Below are 21,182 nucleotides of genomic sequence, written 5' to 3' on the forward strand. Positions count from 1 at the left end.
ACAACCCTTGACGCTCGAATGTGGCCTGTTTCACTCTGTGCACGTTCACAGAACCATCTGGAGGTACGCATGCGCGCCCACCGCCTTGGAGCAGCACTGGCCGTCGCGCTCACGGCCACACTCGCGAGCTGCGCATCCGGCGAGCCCGCCGAAGCGCCCGAGGCGGCGCAGAGCCAGGCGACCGCCGCCGAGGGGCCGGTCAAGCTCACGTACTGGACGTGGGCCCCCAACATGGACAAGATCGTCGAGGTCTGGAACAAGGCCAACCCGGACATCCAGGTGACGGTCAGCAAGCAGGCCGGCGGCGACGACGCGGCGGCCAAGTTCCTCACCGCGGCGAAGGCCGGCAACCCTCCCGACCTGGTGCAGGCCGAGTACCAGCACCTGCCGTCGTTCATCGCGGCCGACGCGGTGGCCGACATCAAGGCCGAGACCGCCGCGATCAAGGGCGAGTTCACCGACGGGCTGTGGGGCCTGGTGACGCTGGGCACCGAGGGCGTCTACGGCATCCCGCAGGACAGCGGCCCGATGATGCTCTTCTACCGCGAGGACCTGTTCGGCAAGTACGGCATCGAGGTCCCGAAGACCTGGCAGGAGTACGCCGAGGCGGCGCGCACGGTCAGGAAGAAGGACCCCAAGGTGTACCTGGGCACCTTCTCCAGCAACGATCCGGGAGCGTTCACAGGCCTGGCGCAGCAGGCGGGCGCCCAGTGGTGGTCGATCAGCGGCGAGTCATGGAAGGTGAACATCGCCGACGAGGCCACCGTCAAGGTCGCCGACTACTGGGGCGGCCTGGTGAAGGAGGGCGTCATCGACGACATGCCGTACTTCACCCCCGAGTGGAACAAGGCGCTCAACGACGGCAAGCTGCTCACCTGGCCGTCGGCGGTGTGGGCGCCGGGCGTGCTGTCCAGCAACGCGCCCAAGGGCAAGGGCAAGTGGGCGGTCGCGCCGCTGCCGCAGTGGAACGCGGGCGAGAACCACAGCGGCTTCTGGGGCGGCTCGTCCACCGCCGTGGCGGCCGCGTCGCCGCACAAGGCGGCCGCGGCCCGCTTCGCCACCTGGCTCAACACCGACCCGCAGGCCATCGACCTGCTGGTCAAGGAGGCCGCGATCTACCCGGCGGCCACCAAGGCGCAGTCGGCGCTCGGCGCGGCCCCCGAGTACTTCCCCAACCAGCCCGACTTCTGGCAGCAGGCCGCCGAGGTCTCGAAGGGGGCGCGCGGCTTCACCTTCGGGCCCAACGTCGGCGTGGCCTACAACGCGTTCCGAGACGGCTTCGGCAAGGCGCTGCAGAACGGCACCCCGTTCTCCGATGCGGTGCGCGGCATGCAGGAGGCCACGGTCGCCGACATGCGCAAGGCCGGCTTCCAGCTCGCGTCATGAAGCGTCCCTCGATGAGCCGGCCCGAGCGGGGGCCGTGGCCGTACCTGTTCCTGGCCCCCGCGATCGTGCTGTTCACGCTCTTCCTCGCGGTGCCCATCGGCTACACCGTCTATCTGGCGCTGCACCGCACCCAGGTGTCCGGGCTCGGCCTCGGCAAGGGCGCGCGCAAGGAGGTGTTCGCCGGGTTCGGCAACTTCGCCGCCGCGCTCGGCGACGCCGAGCTGTGGGCCGGATGGCTGCGCGTGCTCGGCTACGGCACGCTGGTGCTGGTCGTGATGCTGGGCCTCGCGCTGCTGTTCGCGCTGCTGCTCGACACGGCGCGGGTGCGCCTGGCCCGCTTCTCCAGGATCGCGATCTTCCTGCCGTACGCGGTGCCGGGCGTGGCCGCCACGCTGCTGTGGGGCTTCCTCTACCTGCCCTCGCTCAGCCCCATCCGGGCGGTGCTGGACGTGGACTTCCTGAGCGCCACCACGGTCACGTACTCGATGGCGAACGTGGCGGTCTGGGGCGGCACCGGCTTCAACATGCTCGCGCTCTATACCGCGCTGCGCGCCATCCCTCGCGACCTGTACGAGGCCGCCCGCCTCGACGGCGCCTCCGAGCTGCAGATCGCGCTCCGCGTCAAGATCCCCATGCTGACCCCGGCGATCATCCTGACCACGGTGTTCTCGATCATCGCGACGGTCCAGGTGTTCACCGAGCCCACCGCGCTGCGCCCGCTGACCAACACGATCAGCTCGACGTGGAGCCCGCTGATGAAGGTCTACCGGGACGCGTTCGTCACCGGCGACCTGTACTCGGCCGCCGCCACCTCGATCGTCATCGCGGCGATCGCGCTCGTGCTGTCCTTCGGGTTCCTGCGCATCGTCCGCGACCGCGCCTTCGGGGAGGGCCGATGACCACGCTCACCACCACGGCCGCCGCGCACCGCAGGCCGCGCGCCGCCGGCATGACCGGCCTGGTGCCGACGGCGCTGCTGCTCATCGGCGCGATCTACTGCCTGTTCCCCGTGGTGTGGGTGCTGATCGCGGCGACCAAGTCGCCCGCCGAGCTGTTCAGCACCTCCACGCTCTCCCTCGGCACCGGCTTCTTCGCCAACGTGGCCGAGCTGTTCGCCTACCGCGACGGCGTGTTCTGGCTGTGGGCGCTCAACACGCTCATCTACGCGGGCGGCGGATCGCTGCTGTCCACCGCCGTCTCGGCCGTCTCCGGGTACGCGCTGGCGAAGTACCGCTTCCCCGGCCGTACCGTGATCTTCAACATGCTGATCGGCGGCATCCTCGTGCCGTCGGTGGTGCTCGCGGTGCCGCAGTACCTGCTGTTCTCGAAGGTCGGGCTGGCCGACAGCCACTGGGCGGTGCTGCTGCCGCAGATCCTCAACCCGTACGGCATCTACCTGGCCCGCGTCTACGCCACCGCGGCCGTGCCCGACTCGCTGCTGGAGGCGGGCCGCATCGACGGCGCGGGCGAGTGGCTGCTGATGCGGCGGGTGGCGCTGCCGCTGATGGTGCCCGGCATGGTGACGATCTTCCTGTTCCAGTTCGTGGCGATCTGGAACAACTTCCTGCTGCCGTTCATCATGCTCGGCGACGACGGGAAGTTCCCGCTCACGGTGGGCCTGTACACGCTGCTCGCGGCCGGCGCGAACCAGCCCTCGCTGTACAACCTGATCCTCACCGGCGCGTTCCTGTCGATCCTGCCGTTGATCGCGCTCTTCCTCACCATGCAGCGATACTGGAAGACCGACCTGTCCTCCGGAGCAGTGAAATGAAGCGCCCTACGATCCACGACGTCGCCGCCGCCGCGGGGGTCTCCCGTGGAACGGTCTCCCGCCTGCTCAACGGGGACAAATACGTGAGCCCGGCGGCGCGCGTGGCGATCGAACGGGCGATCTCCGAGACCGGCTACGTCGTCAACAGGGCCGCGCGCAGCCTGGTGACGCAGCGTACGGGGTCGGTCGTCATGGTGCTGTCCGAGCCCCACGAGAAGCTGTTCGAAGACCCCAACTACAGCACGCTCATCAGGGTCGCGATCCGCATGCTGGCCGAGCGCGACCTGTCGCTGGTGATGATGCTGGCCGGGAACGAGGGCGACCGCGAGCGGGTGGTCCGCTACGTGCGCGGCGGCCACGCCGACGGCGTGCTGCTGGTCTCGACGCACGCCGGCGACCCGCTGCTCGACGCGCTGAAGGACGGCCCGCCCGCGGTGTCGTGCGGCCCGGTCATCGGCCGCGAGACCGTCATCCCGTACGCCGCCGCCGACGACCGGCTCGGCGCCCGCCAGATGACCGAGTACTTCGTGCGGCTCGGCCGCAAGCGCATCGCGATGATCACCGGGCCGATGGACACGCCCGGCGGCATCCAGCGCCTGGAGGGCTTCGCCGACGTGCTGGGCCGCAAGGCCACCAAGCGGCTCATCGCCCACGGCGACTGGACCCAGGCGAGCGGCGAGCGGGCCATGAAGGAGCTGCTGGAACGCACCCCCGACATCGACGCCGTGTTCGTGGCCTCCGACCTGATGGCGGCGGGCGCGCTCGCGGCGCTGCGCGCGGCCGGGCGGCGGGTGCCCGACGACGTCGCGGTGGGCGGCTTCGACGACTCCCCGGTGGCGGTCTCGACCCACCCGCCGCTGACCACGATCCGCCAGCCGCTGGCGGAGACGGCGAAGGAGACCGTGCGCCTGCTGCTCGCCCTCATCGACGGGGCCGAGCACGTCGATCCGGTGGTCCTGCCCACCGAGCTGGTCATCCGCGAGTCGGCCTGACGCAGCCGGCGTCGCTACGGACGGAGCTGCTCAGACGGTACCCGCGTAGACCCAGCGGCCGTCGAGGCGGACGAAGCGGCTGTGCTCCTCCATGTGCCCGGGCCGCCCGCGCTCGGTGTAGTGGGCGCGGAAGCGGACCGTGCCCTCGGCGTGCACGACGCTGCCGCCGCTGGTCTCCAGCACCTCGAGGCGCACCCATGTGACGCGCTTGTCGAGGCCGAGCCGCTGCGGCCGGTCGGACGGGTGCCAGGTGCGCAGCAGGTACGCCTCGTCGCCCACGCTGAAGGCGCTGAAGCGGGAGCGCATGAGCTGCTCGGCGGTGGCGGCCGTGGCCTCGCCCCGGTGCAGCCTGCCGCAGCAGTCCTGGTAGGAGGCGGGCAGGCCGCAGGGACACGTACGAGGAGGCATGGGCCCTATTGTGCCCCGAGCCGGGCGGTGAGGTCGGTCAGCGTCGCGCCGAGCGGGGCGTCGAGGGTGAGCGCGGCCGCGCCGTCGCCGCCGGTGGGGCCCTGGTTGACGATCGCGATGGGGATGCCGAGCTCGGCCGCCCTGGTGACGAAGCGCAGCCCCGACCTGATCGCCAGCGACGACCCGAGCACGAGCAGCGCCCTCGCTCGCTCCACCACCGCGAAGCACTGCTCCACCCGGGGTTTCGGCACGTTCTCGCCGAAGAACACCACGTCGGGCTTGAGCACGCCGCCGCAGCCGTCGCAGTCGACGACCTTGAACCCGGCGATCTGCTCGTCGGTGAGGACCGCGTCACCGTCGGGGTTGATCGTGCCGCCCGCGTCCCAGCCGGGGTTCGCCTCGTTCAGCCGGCGCTCCAGCTCGGCGCGCGGGGTGCGCTCGCGGCACGACAGGCAGACCACGCGGTCGAGCCCGCCGTGCAGCTCGATCACCTCCCGCGCGCCTGCCGCCTGGTGCAGGCCGTCGACGTTCTGCGTGACGATCCCGGCCAGCAGCCCGCGCCGCTCCAGCGCGGCCACGGCGCGATGCCCGGCGTTGGGGCGCGCCGAGCCGATGTGCCGCCAGCCGACGTGGCTGCGCGCCCAGTACCGCTGCCGGGCCTGCGCGCTGCCGACGAACTTCTGGTACGTCATCGGCTCGGCCCGCCTCGACCGCCCTGTCGGCCCCCGGTAGTCGGGGATGCCGGACTCGGTGGACAGCCCCGCCCCACTGAGCACGGCCACCCCGCCCTTGGCGACGAGCTCGGCGAGCTCGGCCACCTTTGTGGTGCTTGGTGTCACCTCTCTATGGTGCCTTCCGCCCCGCCACCTCCGCGCCGCCCGCGAGCCCGGCCGGGGTCACCGCGCGGGCGCGTCACCCGATCGCCGGGCCGCCCACACGGGCGTGCCGGGGTCACCGGCTGGAGCGGGTGGCCGCGCCGTGCCACGGGTAGGGGTGGACCGCGGACCGGCCGAACCGGCGCGTGACGGGCTCCGCGACCGGCGTCCGTGCGGCCTGCCCAGGACCGGCGCCGGCGTCCGTACGGCGGGGGCGCGTGCCGGCGCCGGTCTCCTCCCGGCGGCTCCCGCCCGCCGGGCGCAGGTAGACGCAGCGCAGCTCGGCCGCGAACCGGTGCTCCCCGTCGCGCAGCCAGCACCCCTCCGGCCCCGGCAGCACCTCGCTCACCGTGATCCCCTCTCCCCCGGCGGCGAGCCGGGCGAGCCCTTCGAGCAGGGCGGGCGAGCGGGTGTCGACGTAGATGCGCTCGCGGGCGGTGGCGGCGTAGAACACCACGGGCAGCTCGTACGTCTCCCGCAGCCGGGCCATGCTCACCAGCAGGTCGCCGTCGCCGCCCGCCTGCCCGAGCGCCTCGAACGCTCCTGCGCCGAGCTGCCAGCGCCGCCCGGCCAGCACGACGTTGTCCCAGGTCAGCCTGGGCATGCGAGGCAGGTCGTGGAAGCGGGGCAGCCGGAGCCTGGGCAGCGCGAGCGCGGTGTGCAGCGCGGTGTCGTGCTCGCCGTCGTTGAACAGCAGCGGCTCCTCGAACCCCTTGGCGTGCAGGACCGCGCGGCGGCCGTCGCTGTGCACGTACAGCTCGTCGAGGCCGATCCTGCGGCGGCCGGGATCGGCGGTCCCGCCGTTGAGCTCCAGCACGGGCCCCGGCAGGTCGGGCCTGGGCACGCCGTGCTCGGGCCTGGAGACGACGTTCAGCACCGTGAACCCGGCCAGCGCCCGCCGCACCTGCTCGTCACGCTCGGCGAGGCAGGCCTCGCTCTCGTCGTGGAACTGCAGCGCCCACGGTGTGAGCAGCACCCCGTCGTGCAGGCCGGTCAGGACCAGCGGGGTCACGCCCGGCTCGTACGCCTCCAGCTCCCCCGCGGCCACCATCACGTCCGCCGAGCACAGCACGGGCGCGGCCGGCGGGACGGGCTCGCCGAGCAGGCCCGCGAGGTTCAGCACGGTGGCGCCGGGAGGGGCCGCGCGGACCAGCTCGGCGATGCGGGCGGGCAGCCGGTCGCCGTGGTCGATCTCCAGGTCGCCGGTCATGCGCAGCGCGTCGGCCAGCGCGTACGTGCCGGGCCCGAGCCGGCCCGCCAGCAGCCGGTTGGTGCGCAGCCGGGTCAGCTCGGCCTCCTCGGCCAGCAGGTCGAGCACCCTCGGCACGCGTTCGCGCAGGTCGGCGGCGAGCGCGTCGCCGATGCCGACCCGCAGCGTGCCCGCGGCGGCCTCGTGCACCACCGCCTGGTCGTCGCGGTGCCCGCCGAGGCCGGCCAGCGCCTCGATCCGCCGCTGCACGGCCAGCTTCACGTCGGGTGAGGCGGCGGGATACCTCGCGAGCAACTCGCTGATCTCCCCGACCCGCCGCCCCACCGGCAGCTCGGACCCGGGCGCCTGGCCGGCGCCGCTCAGCCCGCGCTGCACGGGCACGCCCGCGGGAGCCACGAACTCCCGGCCGGACGTCCCCGACGCCCCCGCCTGCCCCCGGCCCGCAGCCTCGGTGGACCGCCCCACCGGCCGCTCCCCGGAGACGCCCTTCTCCCCCGCCCCGGCCCCTGACCGCCCGACGGCCCCGCCACCGGGCCCGGCCTCCGGCTCATCCGCAGGCCGGGCGCCGGACTCCGGACCCGCCGCACCAGAGCCCCCGTGCCCGGTGCGGTCGTCGCGTTCGCCGGCGGGCCGGAGCCCGGTGCCGCCGGGAGGAGGAAAGCCCTCGTGCGCGGGGTGCGGCGGCAGCCGGCACTCGCAGGGAGCGATCGGCTGGACGCGCCCCCGGCGCGGTGCGCCGCCCGGCCCCGGCAGGCCCGAAGCGGGGTCGTCGCCCTCCTGGACCGGGACGCCGCGGGCGGTCAGGCGGTCGCGCAGCCAGGCCAGCGGATCCCCGACGCCGGCGGGCGGGCACAGGTCGTGGGTGAGCAGCCCGCGCCGTACGGCGACGGTCAGCGCCGCCGCGGCGCGCTCCATGCCGATGCCGGTCTCGGCGGCGATCTCGGCGAGCGTGCGGCGGCCGTCGCAGTGACCGGTGAAGCCCGCACCGTCGCGCACCTCGCCCACCAGGGTCCTGCGGCGCGGCACCAGCCCGGCCACCAGCGCGGGGTCGGCCAGGATGCGCTGCTGCAGCGCCTCGTTCACCCGGCCGGCCGGGTAGGCGAGCCGCTCGGCGTACACGCGATGCCCCTGCCAGGTGTGGCCGGAGGGTCCCGGCCGTACCGTGCCGTAGTTGAGCGGCCCGTAGCAGCCGTCGGTCTCGCACGAGGTGGTCAGCCGCTGCAGGTGGGCGGCGAGCTCGCGGCGGGTCCTGCCGCCCTTGGCGCCGTGGCGCAGGTCGCGGTAGAGACCGGGCGCGGAGCACACGAGAGCGTCGAGGAAGCGTTCGTCGGCGGTGAGCTTCGACACGGCGCCCCGGGTGCGGGCGGCGTCGCCGCCGACGAGCGCGGTGAGCGTGAGCTTGGCGCGCTCCAGCAGGCCGGTGACCTCGTTCCAGGCGAGCACCCAGTTACCGGCGTCGTCGGCCCCGGACACGACGGTCCCCGACGGTAGCGGCCGCAGATCGCGCAGGCGCCCCCGCACCCCGCGCGACGGCCGTCCCATCCCCGTGCCCGTGCCCGAACCGGCGCCCGAGCCCGTGCCCGCTCGGCCGCTGGACGTCCCGGCCGGGCGGGGGTCGGCGGCGGGAGCGTCGGCGAGCAGGTCGAGTGCCTTGCGCTCCAGGTGTACGACGACCGCGGCCGCCTCCGCCGCCCTGAGGTAGGCGAGTGACAGCACCAGCTCCCAGGGAAACCCGGCGCTGCGGACGACCACGGCCGGCAGCAGGGTCCAGTCGTGCTCGATGTCCATATGGACCGCTCCCTTTCCTGACAAGAATTCGCCGCCGCACCGCGTCTCAACTCAGATGCTTACAAGATCATTTATTTCTGTCAATGCGTTTGGCGAGGAAAAGAAAATGAGTTTCGAGGTCGCCGCTCTTCCGCCTTTACCGCATTTACCAAGCAACTCCAGCAAACCCCCGCAAAAGGGGCGCGACTGTTTACTTTCCGTAGCTGACAGGCCTATCCTTCCCGGACACACAGTCAACGCTCCGTATCCACCCGACACCTGAATCGAGCTGAAAACGCATTAACGACGGCCTCGCCGAGCCGTCGTTTTCTCCCCCATGAAAACGCTTACGAGCGGCGTGGGACTACTTACGCGAGCCGCTTCGATAAACGTGTGAATACGTCCGCGCGAAAGATTCTCATTTACTTGCCGGGGCAAGGTGGGGTCAAGGACGCGCGCCGCGGGCCGGAGAGGCGAAACGGCCTGATAGAAGGTGACATGGGGGTGCGGGAGACAGTGACGGAAGACGCGCGACGGGGGCGCGGGAAGGGCCCGGCCGCCGAAGGCCCGGCCGACGGCCACAGGACCGGTCCATCGGACGGCCACACGGACGGCCAGGCCGGCGGCCACGCGATCGTTCCGGCCGACGCGCATGCGAGCGCCCCGATCGGCCGTCCAGGAGACACAGCACGCGGCCTCCCGGGCGACGGGCCGGAGGGAGCGGCGAACTGCGAGCACACCCACCGAGCCGACGGTGAAGCGGGCAGCGAACCGGACTGCGAGCGCAACCACCGAGTGGACGGTGACGCGGGCGGCGAGACGGGCGGTGACGCGAGCACCAGGGAGGCCGGCCGGAGCGACGAAGACCAGGCCACTGACCGGGCCGGAGAGCGCCTTGCCGACCGGGCCGAAAGACACCGATCCACCGACCAAGCCGTAAGGCTCCAAACCACCGACCTGGCCGAAAGACGCCACACCGACCAAGCCGAAGCGCACCGAACCACCGACAAGGTCGGAAAACCTCCAACCATCGACCAAACCGGAGACCACCGGCCCTCCGCCCAGACCGAAGGACGCAGTGCCGACCGGAGCGAGGGACGTAGTGCCGAGCGGGGCGGAGGGCGCCGGGGTGCGGACCGGAGCGGAGGGCGCCAAGGCGACAGGTCCGGCGGCGGGCGCGAAGGCACCAGCAGACACGAAGACGCCAGGCCGAACGGAGAGCACCGAAACGGCAGGTCCGGCGGCGGGCGCGAAGGCACCGGCAAAGGCGAAGTCGCCGGGCCGAACGGAGGGCGCCGAGGCGGCGGGTCCGGCGGCGGGCGCGGAGGTGCCGATGGGCGCGAAGGCGGGGGGCGCCGGGGCGGTGGGGCCGTGGGCGGCTGGTCGGGCGGCGGCGGGCCGGCGAGGTGGCCGGGCGGCAGGTCGAGCGGCGGGTCCGGCGGCGGTCGCTACCTGTGGACGCCGCTGTTCGTGGCGGGGCTGCTCGTCATCACGGCCCTCGTGCTCGCGCTGGACCTGACGACGGGCACGGCCATCCGCCTGTACCCGCTGCTGATCTTCCTTCCTGCCGTCGTCTCGGGTGTCGGCGACGTCAAGCAGACGATCGCCGCCTCGGTGTGGGTGGTGCTGGTGGAGGTCGGCACCGGCTACTACCTGGGCGCAGAGGCCGACGACCTGCTGCTCGCGGCCGCGTTCACGGCGGTGTTCGGCGTGGTGAGCGTGCTGAGCTGCCGTTATCGGGTGCACAGGGAGGAGGAGGTGCACCGGCTGCGCTCGGCGGCCTCGGCGCTGCAGCGGCTCATCGTGCGCCCGCTCCCCCTCCGTACGGCCGAGGTGGCCGTGGACGGCCTCTACCACCCGGTTGAGGAGGACGCCCTGGTCGGCGGCGACATGTACGACGTGGCCGTGTCGCGGCACGGCACGCGGGTGCTGATCGCGGACGTCCAGGGCAAGGGGCTGCCCGCGATCGGCATGGCGCTGGCCGTGCTGGGCTCGTTCCGCGAGGCCGCCTACCGCGAGCACACGCTGGCCGGCGTGGTGGCGGCGCTGGAGACGACGGTGGTGCGGCAGAACGTGTTCGCCGCCATGACGGGCGAGCCCGAGCGGCTGGTCACGGCCCTGGTGCTGGACATCGCGGGAGACTCGGCGGCAGAGGCGATCAACTGTGGCCACATCGCCCCGTTCCTGATCTTCAACGGCACGGCGTACCAGGTGGATCTGGGCGAGCCCGCCCTGCCGCTGGGGCTCGCGTCGCTGTGGCCGGAGCCGCGCCGCGCCACGCGGTTCTCGTTCCCGCAGGGCGCGACGCTGCTGCTGTGCACCGACGGGGTGACCGAGGCGCGGAACCCGCGCGGCGCGTTCTACCCGCTGGAGCAGCGGCTGCGGGAGTGGGCGGCGCAGCCGCCGGTGCCGCTCGCTCGCGCGCTGGGCGCGGACATCCGGGCGTTCACCGGCTCGGACGCCCGCGACGACATCGCGATCCTGACGCTGCGCCGCATGGGCCCGCCGACGATCTCTTCATGACCCCTCGCGACTTTTCGTGACTTTTCGTGACCGCGTGGCCCGCCCAAGCCTCCTGGAACGCCCGTACGGGTTCCACGGACCGCACCCAAGACCGGCGCCGTACTTCGTGTCGTTCGTCCGCATGCGCGGCTCGCGCGTGGCGGTGATGCGCAACCCGCTCCCGGCCCAGCGGGAGGCCCCGGCCTAGGCGGGCAGGGCCGGCTGGTCGATCACCCACAACCACGTGCCGTCCTGCTGGCGGCGGGCCACCTCCACGGTGACGCCGCCGCCGGGCAGGCGTACGGAGGTGAGCGCCAGGTCGCCGCTGACCAGCGTGGGCTGCTGCTCGCCCGGGGTGAAGACCGGCCGGTCGGCGACCAGCGCCGCGTACGCCCGGCGGATCTCGTCGCGCCCCCTGGCGACCCCGCCGTCCGGCAGCGCCAGGACCGCGTCCGGCTCGTACAGCGCCACCAGCCCTTCGACGTCGCCCGCGTTGAGCCGCTCGACGACGAAGCGGCTGAGGTCCTCGGGCCGGGCGGCGCGCTCCCCGACGTCTTCCAGCGTCATGACTCCTCATTTCTGTCGGTGCCTCGGGGCACAATCGGCCCCGAAGCCGGTGTACGCTGTCCCGACCCTATCTCCTTACAGCATAAATAATTCGGCCGGCGACGGAAGGACCCCATGCTCTCCAGCCCCGAGGCAGGCATCGGCGACGCTCATCACGCCCTGGCCGACAGCCATGACCACATCCAGGTCCGCGGCGCCAGGGAGAACAACCTCAAGGGCGTCTCCCTCGACGTCCCCAAGCGGCGGCTCACCGTGTTCACCGGGGTGTCCGGCTCCGGCAAGTCCTCGCTCGTCTTCGACACGATCGCCGCCGAGTCGCGCCGGCTGATCGACGAGACCTACACCGCGTTCATCCAGTCGTTCATGCCGAGCCTCGGCCGTCCCGACGTCGACGCGCTGCACAACCTCAGTGCGGCGATCATCGTGGACCAGGAGCGCATGGGCGCCAACCCGCGCTCCACCGTCGGCACCGTGACCGACGCCCACACGATGCTGCGCATCCTGTTCAGCCGCATCGGCCGCCCCCACGTCGGCCCCGCCTACGCCTTCAGCTTCAACCGGGCCGAGGGCATGTGCCCCGAGTGCGAGGGCCTGGGCAAGGCGTCGGAGATCGACGTGGACGCGCTGGTGGACCGGGAGCTGTCGCTGGACGACGGCGCGATCAGGATCCCGGGCTTCGCGGTCGGGAGCTGGCAGTGGCAGGTCGTGGCCGGCTCCGGCTTCTTCGACCCGGCGGTGAAGCTGAAGGACTTCACCGAGCAGCAGTGGCGGGACCTGCTCTACAAGCCCGCGGTGAAGCTCAAGTACAGCGCGGGCAACTTCACCTACGAGGGGCTCGTGCTCAAGGTGCGCAGGTCGTACCTGGGCAAGGACCGCGAGTCGATGCAGCCGGCGGCGCGGGCGTTCGCCGACCGGGCGATCAAGCTCGCCACCTGCGCCTCGTGCGGCGGCAGCCGGCTCAACGAGGCCGCGCGCACGGCCCGTATCCAGGGCAGGAACATCGCCGAGTGCGCGGCGATGCAGATCGACGACCTGGCGGCGTTCGTCCGCGGCATCGACGACCCGTCGGTCGGCCCGGTGCTCGAAGGGCTGCTGTCCACGCTCGACTCGCTGGTCGGCATCGGCCTCGGCTATCTCAGCCTCGACCGCGAGTCCGCCACGCTCTCCGGGGGCGAGGCCCAGCGGGTCAAGATGGTGCGCCATCTCAACTCCAGCCTCACCGACGTCACGTACGTCTTCGACGAGCCGACCGCGGGCCTGCACCCGCACGACATCCAGCGCATGAACCGGCTGCTGCTGCGCCTGCGCGACAAGGGCAACACGGTGCTCGTCGTCGAGCACAAGCCCGAGCTGATCGCGATCGCCGACCACGTGGTCGACCTCGGGCCCGGCGCGGGCACCGCCGGCGGGGAGATCTGCTACCAGGGCGACCTGGCGGGCCTGCGCGCCTCCGGCACGCTCACCGGCCGCTACCTCGACCACCGGGTCGGCCTGCGCGAGAAGGTCCGCACTCCCACGGGGCATCTCCCGATCAGGAACGCCACCCTGCACAACCTGCGCGACGTGAGCGTGGACATCCCGCTCGGCGTGCTCACCGTGGTCACCGGCGTGGCGGGGTCGGGCAAGAGCTCGCTGATCCACGGGTACGTCGCGGGCCGCGGGGGCGTGGTCGTGGCCGACCAGTCGCCGATCAGGGGCTCGCGCCGCAGCAACCCGGCCACCTACACCGGCGTGCTCGACCCGATCCGTACGGCGTTCGCCAAGGCCAACGGCGTCAAGCCGGGCCTGTTCAGCGCCAACTCCGAAGGCGCCTGCCCGGCCTGCAAGGGCATCGGCCTCATCTACACCGACCTCGCGATGATGGCCGGGGTGGCCTCGGTGTGCGAGCAGTGCGAGGGCAAGCGGTTCACGCCCGAGGTGCTGACGTACCGGCTGCGCGGCAAGAACATCAGCGAGGTGCTGGAGATGCCGGTGGCCGAGGCCAGGGAGTTCTTCCCCGGCGGGCAGGCGGGCGTCATCCTCGACCGGCTGATGGCCGTCGGCCTCGGATACCTCGGGCTCGGGCAGCCGCTGACGACGCTCTCGGGCGGCGAGCGGCAGCGGCTCAAGCTCGCCATCAACATGGCGAAGACCGGCACCACGTACGTGCTGGACGAGCCCACCACCGGCCTGCACCTGGCCGACGTCGACCAGCTCCTGTCGCTGCTCGACCGCCTGGTGGACGACGGCAACACGGTCATCGTGATCGAGCACCACCAGGCCGTCATGGCGCACGCCGACTGGATCATCGACCTCGGCCCCGGCGCCGGTCACGACGGCGGGCAGGTGGTCTTCACCGGCACGCCGGGCGAGCTGGTCGCAGGCGGCACCTCGCTGACGGCCGTCCACCTGCGCGACTATGTCGGGCACACCGGCTGAGGCGGGCTCGGGCGGCGCGGGCGGGACGGCGAGGCGGGCTCGGGCGGCGCGGGCAGGAGGGGGAAGCGGGTTCAGGCGGCGCGGGCAGGGGGAAGCGGGCTCGCGCGGCGGGGGTCAGACGGCGAGGCGGGCCAGGACGCGGGCGAACTCGGGCGGCGGCGCCACGACGAGCCTGGTCTGCCCGTCCTGGGCGACGATGTCGGCCCTGATCAGCGTCAGCCGCCCGTCGTGCCACCAGTAGACCTGGGGGCTGAGCCCGTCGGTGCGCACGGCGTGCACGCGCAGCCGTTCGAGCGCGCGGACCACGCCGATGCCGTCGACGGGGTGCACGAGCAGCGTGTACGGGTCGGGCAGCACCACGAGCACCCCGTCATCGGGCACGTTCACGTACTCGTCCAGCCAGCGCAGGTGGACGGCGGCCGACGGGCTCTCGGCGGTCAGCCGGATGACCGGGGTGCCGGACAGCTCGATGTGCTCGGTGGTCAGCGAGCCGTGCCTGCGGACGTTGGCCACGGCCCGGTCGAGCGCCTGCCCGCCGGAGACCGGCCAGCAGCCCGACTCCTCGGGGCGGACCAGCCGCGCGCCCACGGTGAGCAGCTCGACCAGGTCGGCGTTGAGGTGGCGGCCGACGACGCGGGTGAGGTCGGGCACCTCGTCGACCGCTTCGACCCTGATGCGCAGCAGCGGCGCGGCCTGCTCCAGGTCGCACACGTCCACCCGCTCGCCCGCGGTGGCGACGGCGTGCGCGAGGTGCTCGGAGACCAGCACCGGCCAGTCCTCCCTGGCCCGCCGCGCGGCCTCGCGCCGCAGTCCGGTCAGCTTGACGACCAGCCCCGCGTGCGGCCCCGCCGCGCCGGTGAGGGTGAGGCGGGCGCCGTCGCCGGAGAACGAGAAGGAGTATCCGAGGGACTCCGCGACGAGCGCCAGCAGCGAATCGAGATCGACGTCCTCGACCGTACGGCCCGGGGGCTCGTGGTCACGTTCGGACCCATTCACGTGCTGCGTCCCTTTCTGTCGGATTTGTCCCTCTACCTTGCCTGGTCCCAGCCCTCCGTCGAGCCAGTCAGCGAACACGATTCGGTATCGATAACACCAAGCGCCCCGAACCACAGGCTCATCTGGGGTGTCCCGTGTCCCACCGGCAACCCGGCCACGATGGGCACGCCCAGCGAGGCCAGCCGGTCTTCCAGCACCGGGTACGGATCTCCGCAGCCCACCCACGAGCCCAGCGCGATCCCTCGCACGCCGTCGAAGACGCCCGCCTGCAAGAGCTGGGTGAGCATCCGGTCGACGCGGTAGGGCTCCTCGCCGATGTCCTCGAGGAACGCGATGCAGCCGTCGAACGACGGCTGCCACCTCGTACCGCACATGGAGGCGAGCAACGACAGGTTACCCCCGCGCACCACGCCCTCCGCGCGGCCGGGCGCCAGCACCCGGTCACCGGTGACCGGCGCCGGCTCTCCCGTCCCGAACAGCGCCTCGCGCAGGCTCTCCCACGTGCGGGGCTCGGGACCGGCCTCGTCCCCTGCGATCACGTCGCAGGCGGCCATCGGCCCGTGCAGCGTCGGCACGCCCAGCTCGATGCCGAACGCGTTGTGCAGCGCGGTGATGTCGCTCGACCCGAGCAACACCTTCGGCCCCGCGGCCCGCATCGCGTCCCAGTCGAGCAGGTCGAGCAGCCGGGCCGCGCCGTAACCGCCGCGGGAGCAGAAGACGCCGGAGACGGCCGGGTCGCACCAGGCGTCCTGCAGGCCGGCCGCCCTGGCGGCGTCCTCGCCCGCCAGGTACTCGAGGTTCTGCCGGTCGAGCGCGTGCGCCCCGGTCACCACCTTCAGCCCGAGGCTCTCCAGCCGCTCGACGCCGCGGCGCAGCAGCTCGGGATTGGGCGGTCCGGACGGCGAGACGATGGCGACGGTGTCACCTTGCCGCATCGATCAACTCCTTGACGAGCGCGGGTAGTGCCTGGCCGATCGGCTCGTTGACGACCCGATCGGCGTAACGGTCGTAGGGGGTCGGCTGGGCGTTCACGATCACCAGCCGGGCGCCCGCGTCGAGCGCCTCACCGCACAGCCCGGCGGCCGGGTGCACGGTCAGCGACGTGCCGACCGCGAGGAACAGCTCGCACGACCGGGCCGCGTCGATCGCGGCGGCCAGCACCTCGGGCTTGAGCGTCTGCCCGAACGAGATCGTGTTGGCCTTCTGGATGCCGCCGCAGCGCGGGCACGGCGGATCGTCCTCGCCGGCCGCCACCCGCGCCAGCACCTCCTCCATGGGCGTGATCAGGCCGCAGGACAGGCACTCGGCGCGGCGCATGGTGCCGTGCAGCTCGATGACCTTCTCCGGCGACGAGCCGGCGCGCTGGTGCAGCTCGTCGATGTTCTGGGTGATCAGCGCGCGCAGCAGCCCGGCCCGCTCCAGCTCGACCAGCGCCAGATGGGCGGCGTTCGGCTCGGCCTGCCACGCGGGCGAGTGCAGCCGGGACTGCCAGGTGGCCCGCCTGACCTCGGGATCGGCGAGGTAGCGGTCGATCGTCGCGTCGGCCTCGGCGCGCGGGTTCTTCGTCCACACGCCTTGAGGCCCCCGGAAGTCGGGTATGCCGGAATCGGTGGACACACCTGCTCCGGTGAGGACCGACACTGAGGTTGGCGCGTTCACCTGCCAAACGGTGTCACACTTGGCTGCTGTATGCGACTTCCGCCCCACATCCTCGTGGTCAACGGCATCAAGGTCCGCCGTCCGGTCTTCCTGCTCGGAGCGCCGCATTCCGGAGTGGACCTCGTGGCCCGCGCCCTCAAACGATCACCCGGCTTCCACGTCACGATGGGCCGCGCGAGCGTGACCCACGTGGTCCACGCCTTCGCCCGCAAGCCGTCGCTGTCCCGTACGACCGGCGCCGTCCAGGTGATGCGCGACGCGCTCGCCGAATCGTGGCAGGTGCTCCCCCGCTCCTGCGGCGAGTGCGCCGAGCCGTGCAGGGACGCCGGCGGGGTGACCGGCACCGGCCCGTGCGTCAGCGCCGCCGACGTCACCCGCTTCGGCGACGGCAGCCCCGACCTGCTCTACAGCGCGCCCGTGCTGCTCCAGGCGTTCCCCGACGCCCGCTTCGTGCAGCTGATCCGCGACGGCAGGGACGTCGTCGCCGGCATGCTCGCCGACCCCGCCTGCCTGGCCTGGTTCAAACCGGCCATGGTGGCCGAGCACACCGAGTTCCCCAGCGCGTTCCTCGGCGTCAACAAGGAGGAGCACCTGGAGCGGTGGAAGGCCATGCCCGTGGCGGGCAAGAGCGCGCTGCGGTGGCGCAGCGCCGTGCGGCTCAGCGCCGAGCTGCGCCGTACGCTGCCCGAGCGGCAGCTGCTGACGCTGCGCTACGAGGAGCTGGTGAGCAGGCCGCAGCAGGCGGTGGCCGGGCTCTCGGAGTTCCTGGAGACGCGGGTGTCCAAGGTCGTCATGTACGACCCCGCCGTACCGAAGGTGGGCGCCTGGCGTACCGCGCTGGGCCACGACGACCTGGAGCTGGTGGAGAAGGTCGCCCGGCAGGAGCTGAACCGCCTCGGCTACCTGAAGACCTGACCCGCTCGGCCCGGCCCCGCCCGCCTGACCGGGCCGCCCGGCGCCGGACCCCTGCGGCGCCCGGCGCCTTCACGCGCCCGGGCCGCGTCAGGTGGCGGCCGGGCTGCCGTCCGGCGAGCTGAACTGCGTGCGGTACAGCTCGGCGTACAGCCCGCCGCGGGCCAGCAGCTCCTCGTGCCGCCCGCGCTCGGCGATGCGGCCGTCCTGGACGACGAGGATCTCGTCGGCCTCCCTGATCGTGGAGAGCCGGTGCGCGATCACCAGCGAGGTGCGGCCCTCGAGCGCGGTCTTGAGCGCCACCTGCACCGCCGCCTCGGACTCGGAGTCGAGGTGGGCGGTGGCCTCGTCGAGCACGACCACGCGCGGCGCCTTGAGCAGCAGCCTGGCCAGCGCGAGCCGCTGCTTCTCGCCGCCCGACAGCCGGTAGCCGCGATCGCCCACCACGGTCTCCAGCCCTTCGGGCAGGCCCGCGACGAGGTCGGCGATCTGGGCCGCCCGCAGCGCCTCCCACATCTCCTCCTCGCTCGCCTCCGGCCTGGCGTAGCGGAGGTTGGCCGCGATCGTGTCGTGGAACAGGTGGGGGTCCTGCATGACCACGCCCACGGTGTCGCGCAGCGAGGCGAGCGTGGCGTCGCGCACGTCGAGGCCGTTGATGCGCACCGCGCCCTGATCGACGTCGTAGAGCCGGGACACCAGCGACGTGATCGTGGTCTTGCCGGCGCCGCTCGGGCCGACGAGCGCGACGAGTTCGCCCGGCTCGGCGGTGAACGACACGCCCTTGAGCACCGGGTGCGAAGGGCCGGCGTCCTGCCTGGCCACCGACTCCAGCGAGGCCAGCGAGACCTCCTCGGCGGCCGGGTAGCGGAAGTGCACGTCGTCGAACTCGATCGTGACCGGCCCCTCCGGGACGGGTACCGCGCCGGGCCGCTCGGCCACCATGGGCTTGAGGTCGAGGATCTCGAAGACGCGGTCGAAGCTGACGAGCGCGGTCATCACGTCGACGTGGACGTTGGACAGCGAGGTGAGCGGGCCGTACAGGCGCATGAGCAGCGCGGCCAGCGCGACGAGAGTGCCGAGCTCGAACGCGCCCGAGACCGACAGCACGCCGCCGATGCCGTAGACCATGGCCGTGGCCAGGGCGGCGATGAGGCCGAGCGCGACGCGGAAGACGGTGCCGTACATCGCGACGGTCACGCCGACGTCGCGCACCCGCGCGGCGCGGGCGCCGAACATGGCGGCGTCGTCCTCCGGGCGGCCGTAGAGCTTGGCCACCATCGCGCCCGCGACATTGAAGCGCTCGGTGGTGACCGAGCTCATCTCGGCGTCGAGCTGCATCTGCTCGCGGGTCAGCGCCGACATGCGGCGGCCGACGTATTTCGCGGGCACGATGAAGATCGGCAGCAGCACCAGGGCGACCAGCGTCACCTGCCACGACAGCGCGAGCATCGCGCCCAGCACCAGGACCAGGCTGACGACGTTGGAGACGACCGATGACAGGGTGCTGGTGATGGCCCGCTGGGCGCCGATCACGTCGGTGTTGAGCCGGCTGACCAGGGCGCCGGTCTGCGCGCGCATGAAGAACGCCACCGGCATGCGCTGCACGTGGTCGAACACCTCGGTGCGCAGGTCGTAGATGAGGCCCTCGCCGATGCGCGCGGAGAACCACCGCTGCACCAGCGTCAGCCCGGCGTCGACCAGCGCGAGCGCGGCGATCGCCACGGCGAGACCGATGACCACGCCGGTGCGCTTGTGCAGGATGCCGTCGTCGATGATGGCCTTCATCAGCAGCGGGTTGGCCACCACGATCACCGCACCGGCCACCACGAGCACCAGGAACGCGATGATCTGCCCGGTGTAGGGGCGGGCGTAGCGCGCGATGCGCCGCACCGTGCCGGGTCGCAGCCGCTGCTGCAGGACCGAGCCGTCGCGTCGCAGTGACGCCCACACGTGCGGCCCGAAGCCGCCGCCCATCATCGCCATCCGCGCAGTTCCCTTCCTCCGCCGGAGACAGCGCTCGGGCGGCGCGGGGTGATTCCCCGATCAGCTCACCGCGAAACCCACGCCTCAAACCCGGGACCGCGAACCCTGGCTCCGGGGCGGAGGTTCGCGGTCCTGGGGCCAGGGTTCGCGAGCCTTATTCCGGAGCGTGAGCCTTGACTCCGGAGCGAGCTCCCCAAACCGTGACGCGTCGCCCAACCCGGACGCGTCACCCTGAACCGGCGCTGATCGCCGCTGAACGCGCCGCTGAGAGCCTGCGAGGCCCCGCCTGGACCCATGGAGCGCCCCGCCGCTCAACGCGCGTCACGATGCCTCAGAGCGCGTCGCGGCGGGGTGCTCCCGCCGAGCGGCGCACGTCAGCGGGACGGCCCCTGATCTCCGGCTCAGCCGCCACTGATCCCCGAATCAGCCGGAACGTCCCCGGATCACGACCCGCCCCGATCGGATCACGACCTCGCCCGGCCCCCGAGCCGGATCAGCCGAAGAGCGCCTTGATGCGTGCGGCCTGCTCGATGCCCTCGGCCACACTCTGCTCCTCCAAGGTGCGTTGACGCGCTCCCTGGAGGAGCCGCTTGGTCGCGACGGCCGCGTCCCTGTTGACGGACAGCAGCGCGGCGACCTTGTCACTTACCGCTTGCTCCAGGTCGCCACGGGCGACCACTTGCTCCGCGAGGCCGATGCGCATGGCCTCGTCGGCGTGCACGGTCCTGGCGGTCAGGCAGATGTCGATGGCCTTGGCCAGGCCGACCAGCTCGACCAGGGGCTTCGTCCCGGTCAGGTCGGGCACCAGTCCCAGTGCGGGCTCTTTCATGCAGAACGCGACATCATCGGCCACGATGCGAAGGTCGCAGGAGAGCGCGAGCTGGAACCCCGCGCCGATCGCGTGCCCCTGAACCGCCGCGATGGAGACGATCTCCGGGCGGCGCAGCCACAGGAACCCCGCTTGGGCCTGTCTGATGCGCTGCTCGAAGCCGGCGTCGCCGAGTGTGGCCGCCGTACTGAACGAGCCCTGTCCGGGCACCCCCTCAGATGTGAACATTCGCAGGTCGATACCTGCCGAGAAGGACGGTCCCTCACCTTTCACGACGACGACGCGGACCTGCTCGGGCAGGCTCTCGCCGATGCGAGCCAGGGCCGACCATGTCGCGAACGTCTGCGCGTTGCGCTTTTCCGGCCGGGCCAGCGTGATCGTCGCTATCTCACCGTCCACCTCGTAGCGGACTCCGCTCTTCGCCTCGGCGAAGCCGTCGTCCGCGATCCCCCCGCGCTGTTGCGCCTGCGCTTCCGCCATCGCCCGCTCCCTCCGCTCTCCGGAATGTCAGCAGTGCTGACCGTCGCGCCCGAGCCTACAGAATATGATTCTGGCTCGGGCGCGACGCCGGCTTGCTTGGGACGAGCGGCTGCGGTCGCACGTTCCGAGACGCCGGTCAGCGCTTGGACTTGCCCCGGGTCGCACCGCCGCGCCCGCGCAGAGTCACGCCGGACTCGCTCAGGATGCGGTGGATGAACCCGTAGGACCGACCGGTCGAAGCGGCCAGGGCGCGGATGCTCTCACCCGCGGCGTAGCGCTTCTTGAGATCGCCGGCCAGTTTTTCCCGGTCGGCCCCGGTGACCCGGGTGCCCTTCTTCAGTGTCTCGGCCACGAGTACCTCCTGTAGTGCCGGACTTCCGCAGCGTTACTCCGCCATGATCAGTCATTTCAGCGGGATCGGCTACCT

17 protein-coding genes are annotated in these 21,182 nt (G+C 72.3%); 7 read left to right on the plus strand and 10 right to left on the minus strand.

Features of this window, described 5'->3' with window-relative positions; all coding sequences use genetic code 11:
- The first annotated feature begins 69 nt into the window (after nucleotides 1-69).
- Genes ACGFIM_RS31120 through ACGFIM_RS31135 form a run of 4 tightly spaced genes read left to right on the plus strand, consistent with a single transcriptional unit; the run spans nucleotide 70 to nucleotide 4,149 of the window.
- The gene (locus ACGFIM_RS31120; RefSeq protein WP_393207435.1) at nucleotides 70-1,386 is read left to right on the plus strand and encodes an ABC transporter substrate-binding protein; all 1,317 of its coding nucleotides are present in this window, start codon (nucleotides 70-72) and stop codon (nucleotides 1,384-1,386) included.
- Nucleotides 1,383-2,285 (plus strand): carbohydrate ABC transporter permease, encoded by a 903-nt coding sequence (locus ACGFIM_RS31125; RefSeq protein WP_393207438.1) that lies wholly within the window; start codon nucleotides 1,383-1,385, stop codon nucleotides 2,283-2,285. The genes ACGFIM_RS31120 and ACGFIM_RS31125 overlap by 4 nt, the downstream gene beginning before the upstream one ends.
- A complete protein-coding gene (locus ACGFIM_RS31130; protein ID WP_393207441.1) occupies nucleotides 2,282-3,157 on the plus strand; it encodes a carbohydrate ABC transporter permease in 876 nt (291 codons plus the stop codon). The genes ACGFIM_RS31125 and ACGFIM_RS31130 overlap by 4 nt, the downstream gene beginning before the upstream one ends.
- The gene (locus tag ACGFIM_RS31135) at nucleotides 3,154-4,149 is read left to right on the plus strand and encodes a LacI family DNA-binding transcriptional regulator (RefSeq protein WP_393207444.1); all 996 of its coding nucleotides are present in this window, start codon (nucleotides 3,154-3,156) and stop codon (nucleotides 4,147-4,149) included. Before ACGFIM_RS31130 ends, ACGFIM_RS31135 begins: the two co-directional genes overlap by 4 nt.
- 30 nt (nucleotides 4,150-4,179) lie before the next feature.
- Here ACGFIM_RS31135 and ACGFIM_RS31140 read toward each other — a convergent pair whose 3' ends face one another.
- The 3 genes from ACGFIM_RS31140 to ACGFIM_RS31150 all read right to left on the minus strand — a co-directional run bounded on the left by ACGFIM_RS31140 (nucleotide 4,180) and on the right by ACGFIM_RS31150 (nucleotide 8,430).
- Entirely contained in the window at nucleotides 4,180-4,557 is a 378-nt protein-coding gene (locus ACGFIM_RS31140) for a YchJ family protein (RefSeq protein WP_393207447.1), read from the minus strand.
- Between the two features lie 5 nt (nucleotides 4,558-4,562).
- Nucleotides 4,563-5,396, minus strand: a complete 834-nt coding sequence (locus ACGFIM_RS31145; protein WP_393207450.1) for an NAD-dependent protein deacetylase — start codon at nucleotides 5,394-5,396, stop codon at nucleotides 4,563-4,565.
- A gap of 112 nt (nucleotides 5,397-5,508) precedes the next feature.
- The gene (locus tag ACGFIM_RS31150) at nucleotides 5,509-8,430 is read right to left on the minus strand and encodes a lantibiotic dehydratase (RefSeq protein ID WP_393207453.1); all 2,922 of its coding nucleotides are present in this window, start codon (nucleotides 8,428-8,430) and stop codon (nucleotides 5,509-5,511) included.
- A gap of 1,350 nt (nucleotides 8,431-9,780) precedes the next feature.
- Here ACGFIM_RS31150 and ACGFIM_RS31155 point away from each other — a divergent pair.
- Nucleotides 9,781-10,932 carry a PP2C family protein-serine/threonine phosphatase gene (locus ACGFIM_RS31155; RefSeq protein WP_393207461.1) on the plus strand — a complete coding sequence of 384 codons (1,152 nt, stop codon included), beginning with the start codon at nucleotides 9,781-9,783 and terminating at the stop codon, nucleotides 10,930-10,932.
- 183 nt (nucleotides 10,933-11,115) lie between these two features.
- Here ACGFIM_RS31155 and ACGFIM_RS31160 read toward each other — a convergent pair whose 3' ends face one another.
- Nucleotides 11,116-11,478, minus strand: a complete 363-nt coding sequence (locus ACGFIM_RS31160; RefSeq protein WP_393207464.1) for a YybH family protein — start codon at nucleotides 11,476-11,478, stop codon at nucleotides 11,116-11,118.
- A 114-nt stretch (nucleotides 11,479-11,592) separates the two neighbouring features.
- On the opposite strand from ACGFIM_RS31160, the gene ACGFIM_RS31165 reads away from it, so the two are divergent.
- Nucleotides 11,593-13,896, plus strand: a complete 2,304-nt coding sequence (locus tag ACGFIM_RS31165) for an excinuclease ABC subunit UvrA (RefSeq protein ID WP_393207467.1) — start codon at nucleotides 11,593-11,595, stop codon at nucleotides 13,894-13,896.
- A gap of 114 nt (nucleotides 13,897-14,010) precedes the next feature.
- On the opposite strand, the gene ACGFIM_RS31170 is transcribed toward ACGFIM_RS31165, so the two are convergent.
- Genes ACGFIM_RS31170 through ACGFIM_RS31180 form a run of 3 tightly spaced genes read right to left on the minus strand, consistent with a single transcriptional unit; the run spans nucleotide 14,011 to nucleotide 16,551 of the window.
- Nucleotides 14,011-14,892 (minus strand): hypothetical protein, encoded by an 882-nt coding sequence (locus ACGFIM_RS31170; RefSeq protein WP_393207470.1) that lies wholly within the window; start codon nucleotides 14,890-14,892, stop codon nucleotides 14,011-14,013.
- A gap of 32 nt (nucleotides 14,893-14,924) precedes the next feature.
- A complete protein-coding gene (locus ACGFIM_RS31175; protein ID WP_393207473.1) occupies nucleotides 14,925-15,827 on the minus strand; it encodes an LD-carboxypeptidase in 903 nt (300 codons plus the stop codon).
- Nucleotides 15,814-16,551 (minus strand): NAD-dependent deacetylase, encoded by a 738-nt coding sequence (locus tag ACGFIM_RS31180; protein ID WP_393207476.1) that lies wholly within the window; start codon nucleotides 16,549-16,551, stop codon nucleotides 15,814-15,816. The genes ACGFIM_RS31175 and ACGFIM_RS31180 overlap by 14 nt, the downstream gene beginning before the upstream one ends.
- Before the next feature lie 30 nt (nucleotides 16,552-16,581).
- Here ACGFIM_RS31180 and ACGFIM_RS31185 point away from each other — a divergent pair, with 30 nt between their 5' ends.
- Complete coding sequence (locus ACGFIM_RS31185) at nucleotides 16,582-17,466, plus strand: sulfotransferase family protein (protein ID WP_393207479.1); 885 nt, start codon at nucleotides 16,582-16,584, stop codon at nucleotides 17,464-17,466.
- An 87-nt stretch (nucleotides 17,467-17,553) separates the two neighbouring features.
- Here the strand turns inward: ACGFIM_RS31185 and ACGFIM_RS31190 are convergent, their stop codons facing one another.
- From ACGFIM_RS31190 to ACGFIM_RS31200, 3 genes are all read right to left on the minus strand, one after another.
- The gene (locus ACGFIM_RS31190) at nucleotides 17,554-19,446 is read right to left on the minus strand and encodes an ABC transporter ATP-binding protein (RefSeq protein ID WP_393207482.1); all 1,893 of its coding nucleotides are present in this window, start codon (nucleotides 19,444-19,446) and stop codon (nucleotides 17,554-17,556) included.
- Between the two features lie 493 nt (nucleotides 19,447-19,939).
- Complete coding sequence (locus ACGFIM_RS31195) at nucleotides 19,940-20,755, minus strand: enoyl-CoA hydratase/isomerase family protein (protein WP_393207485.1); 816 nt, start codon at nucleotides 20,753-20,755, stop codon at nucleotides 19,940-19,942.
- A gap of 136 nt (nucleotides 20,756-20,891) precedes the next feature.
- On the minus strand, nucleotides 20,892-21,107 hold the full coding sequence (locus ACGFIM_RS31200; protein WP_020547488.1) for a helix-turn-helix domain-containing protein: 216 nt from the start codon (nucleotides 21,105-21,107) through the stop codon (nucleotides 20,892-20,894).
- Between the last annotated feature and the right edge of the window lie 75 nt (nucleotides 21,108-21,182).

This window comes from Nonomuraea sp. NPDC049309 (assembly GCF_043196965.1).
Taxonomy (GTDB): Bacteria; Actinomycetota; Actinomycetes; order Streptosporangiales; family Streptosporangiaceae; genus Nonomuraea; species Nonomuraea fastidiosa.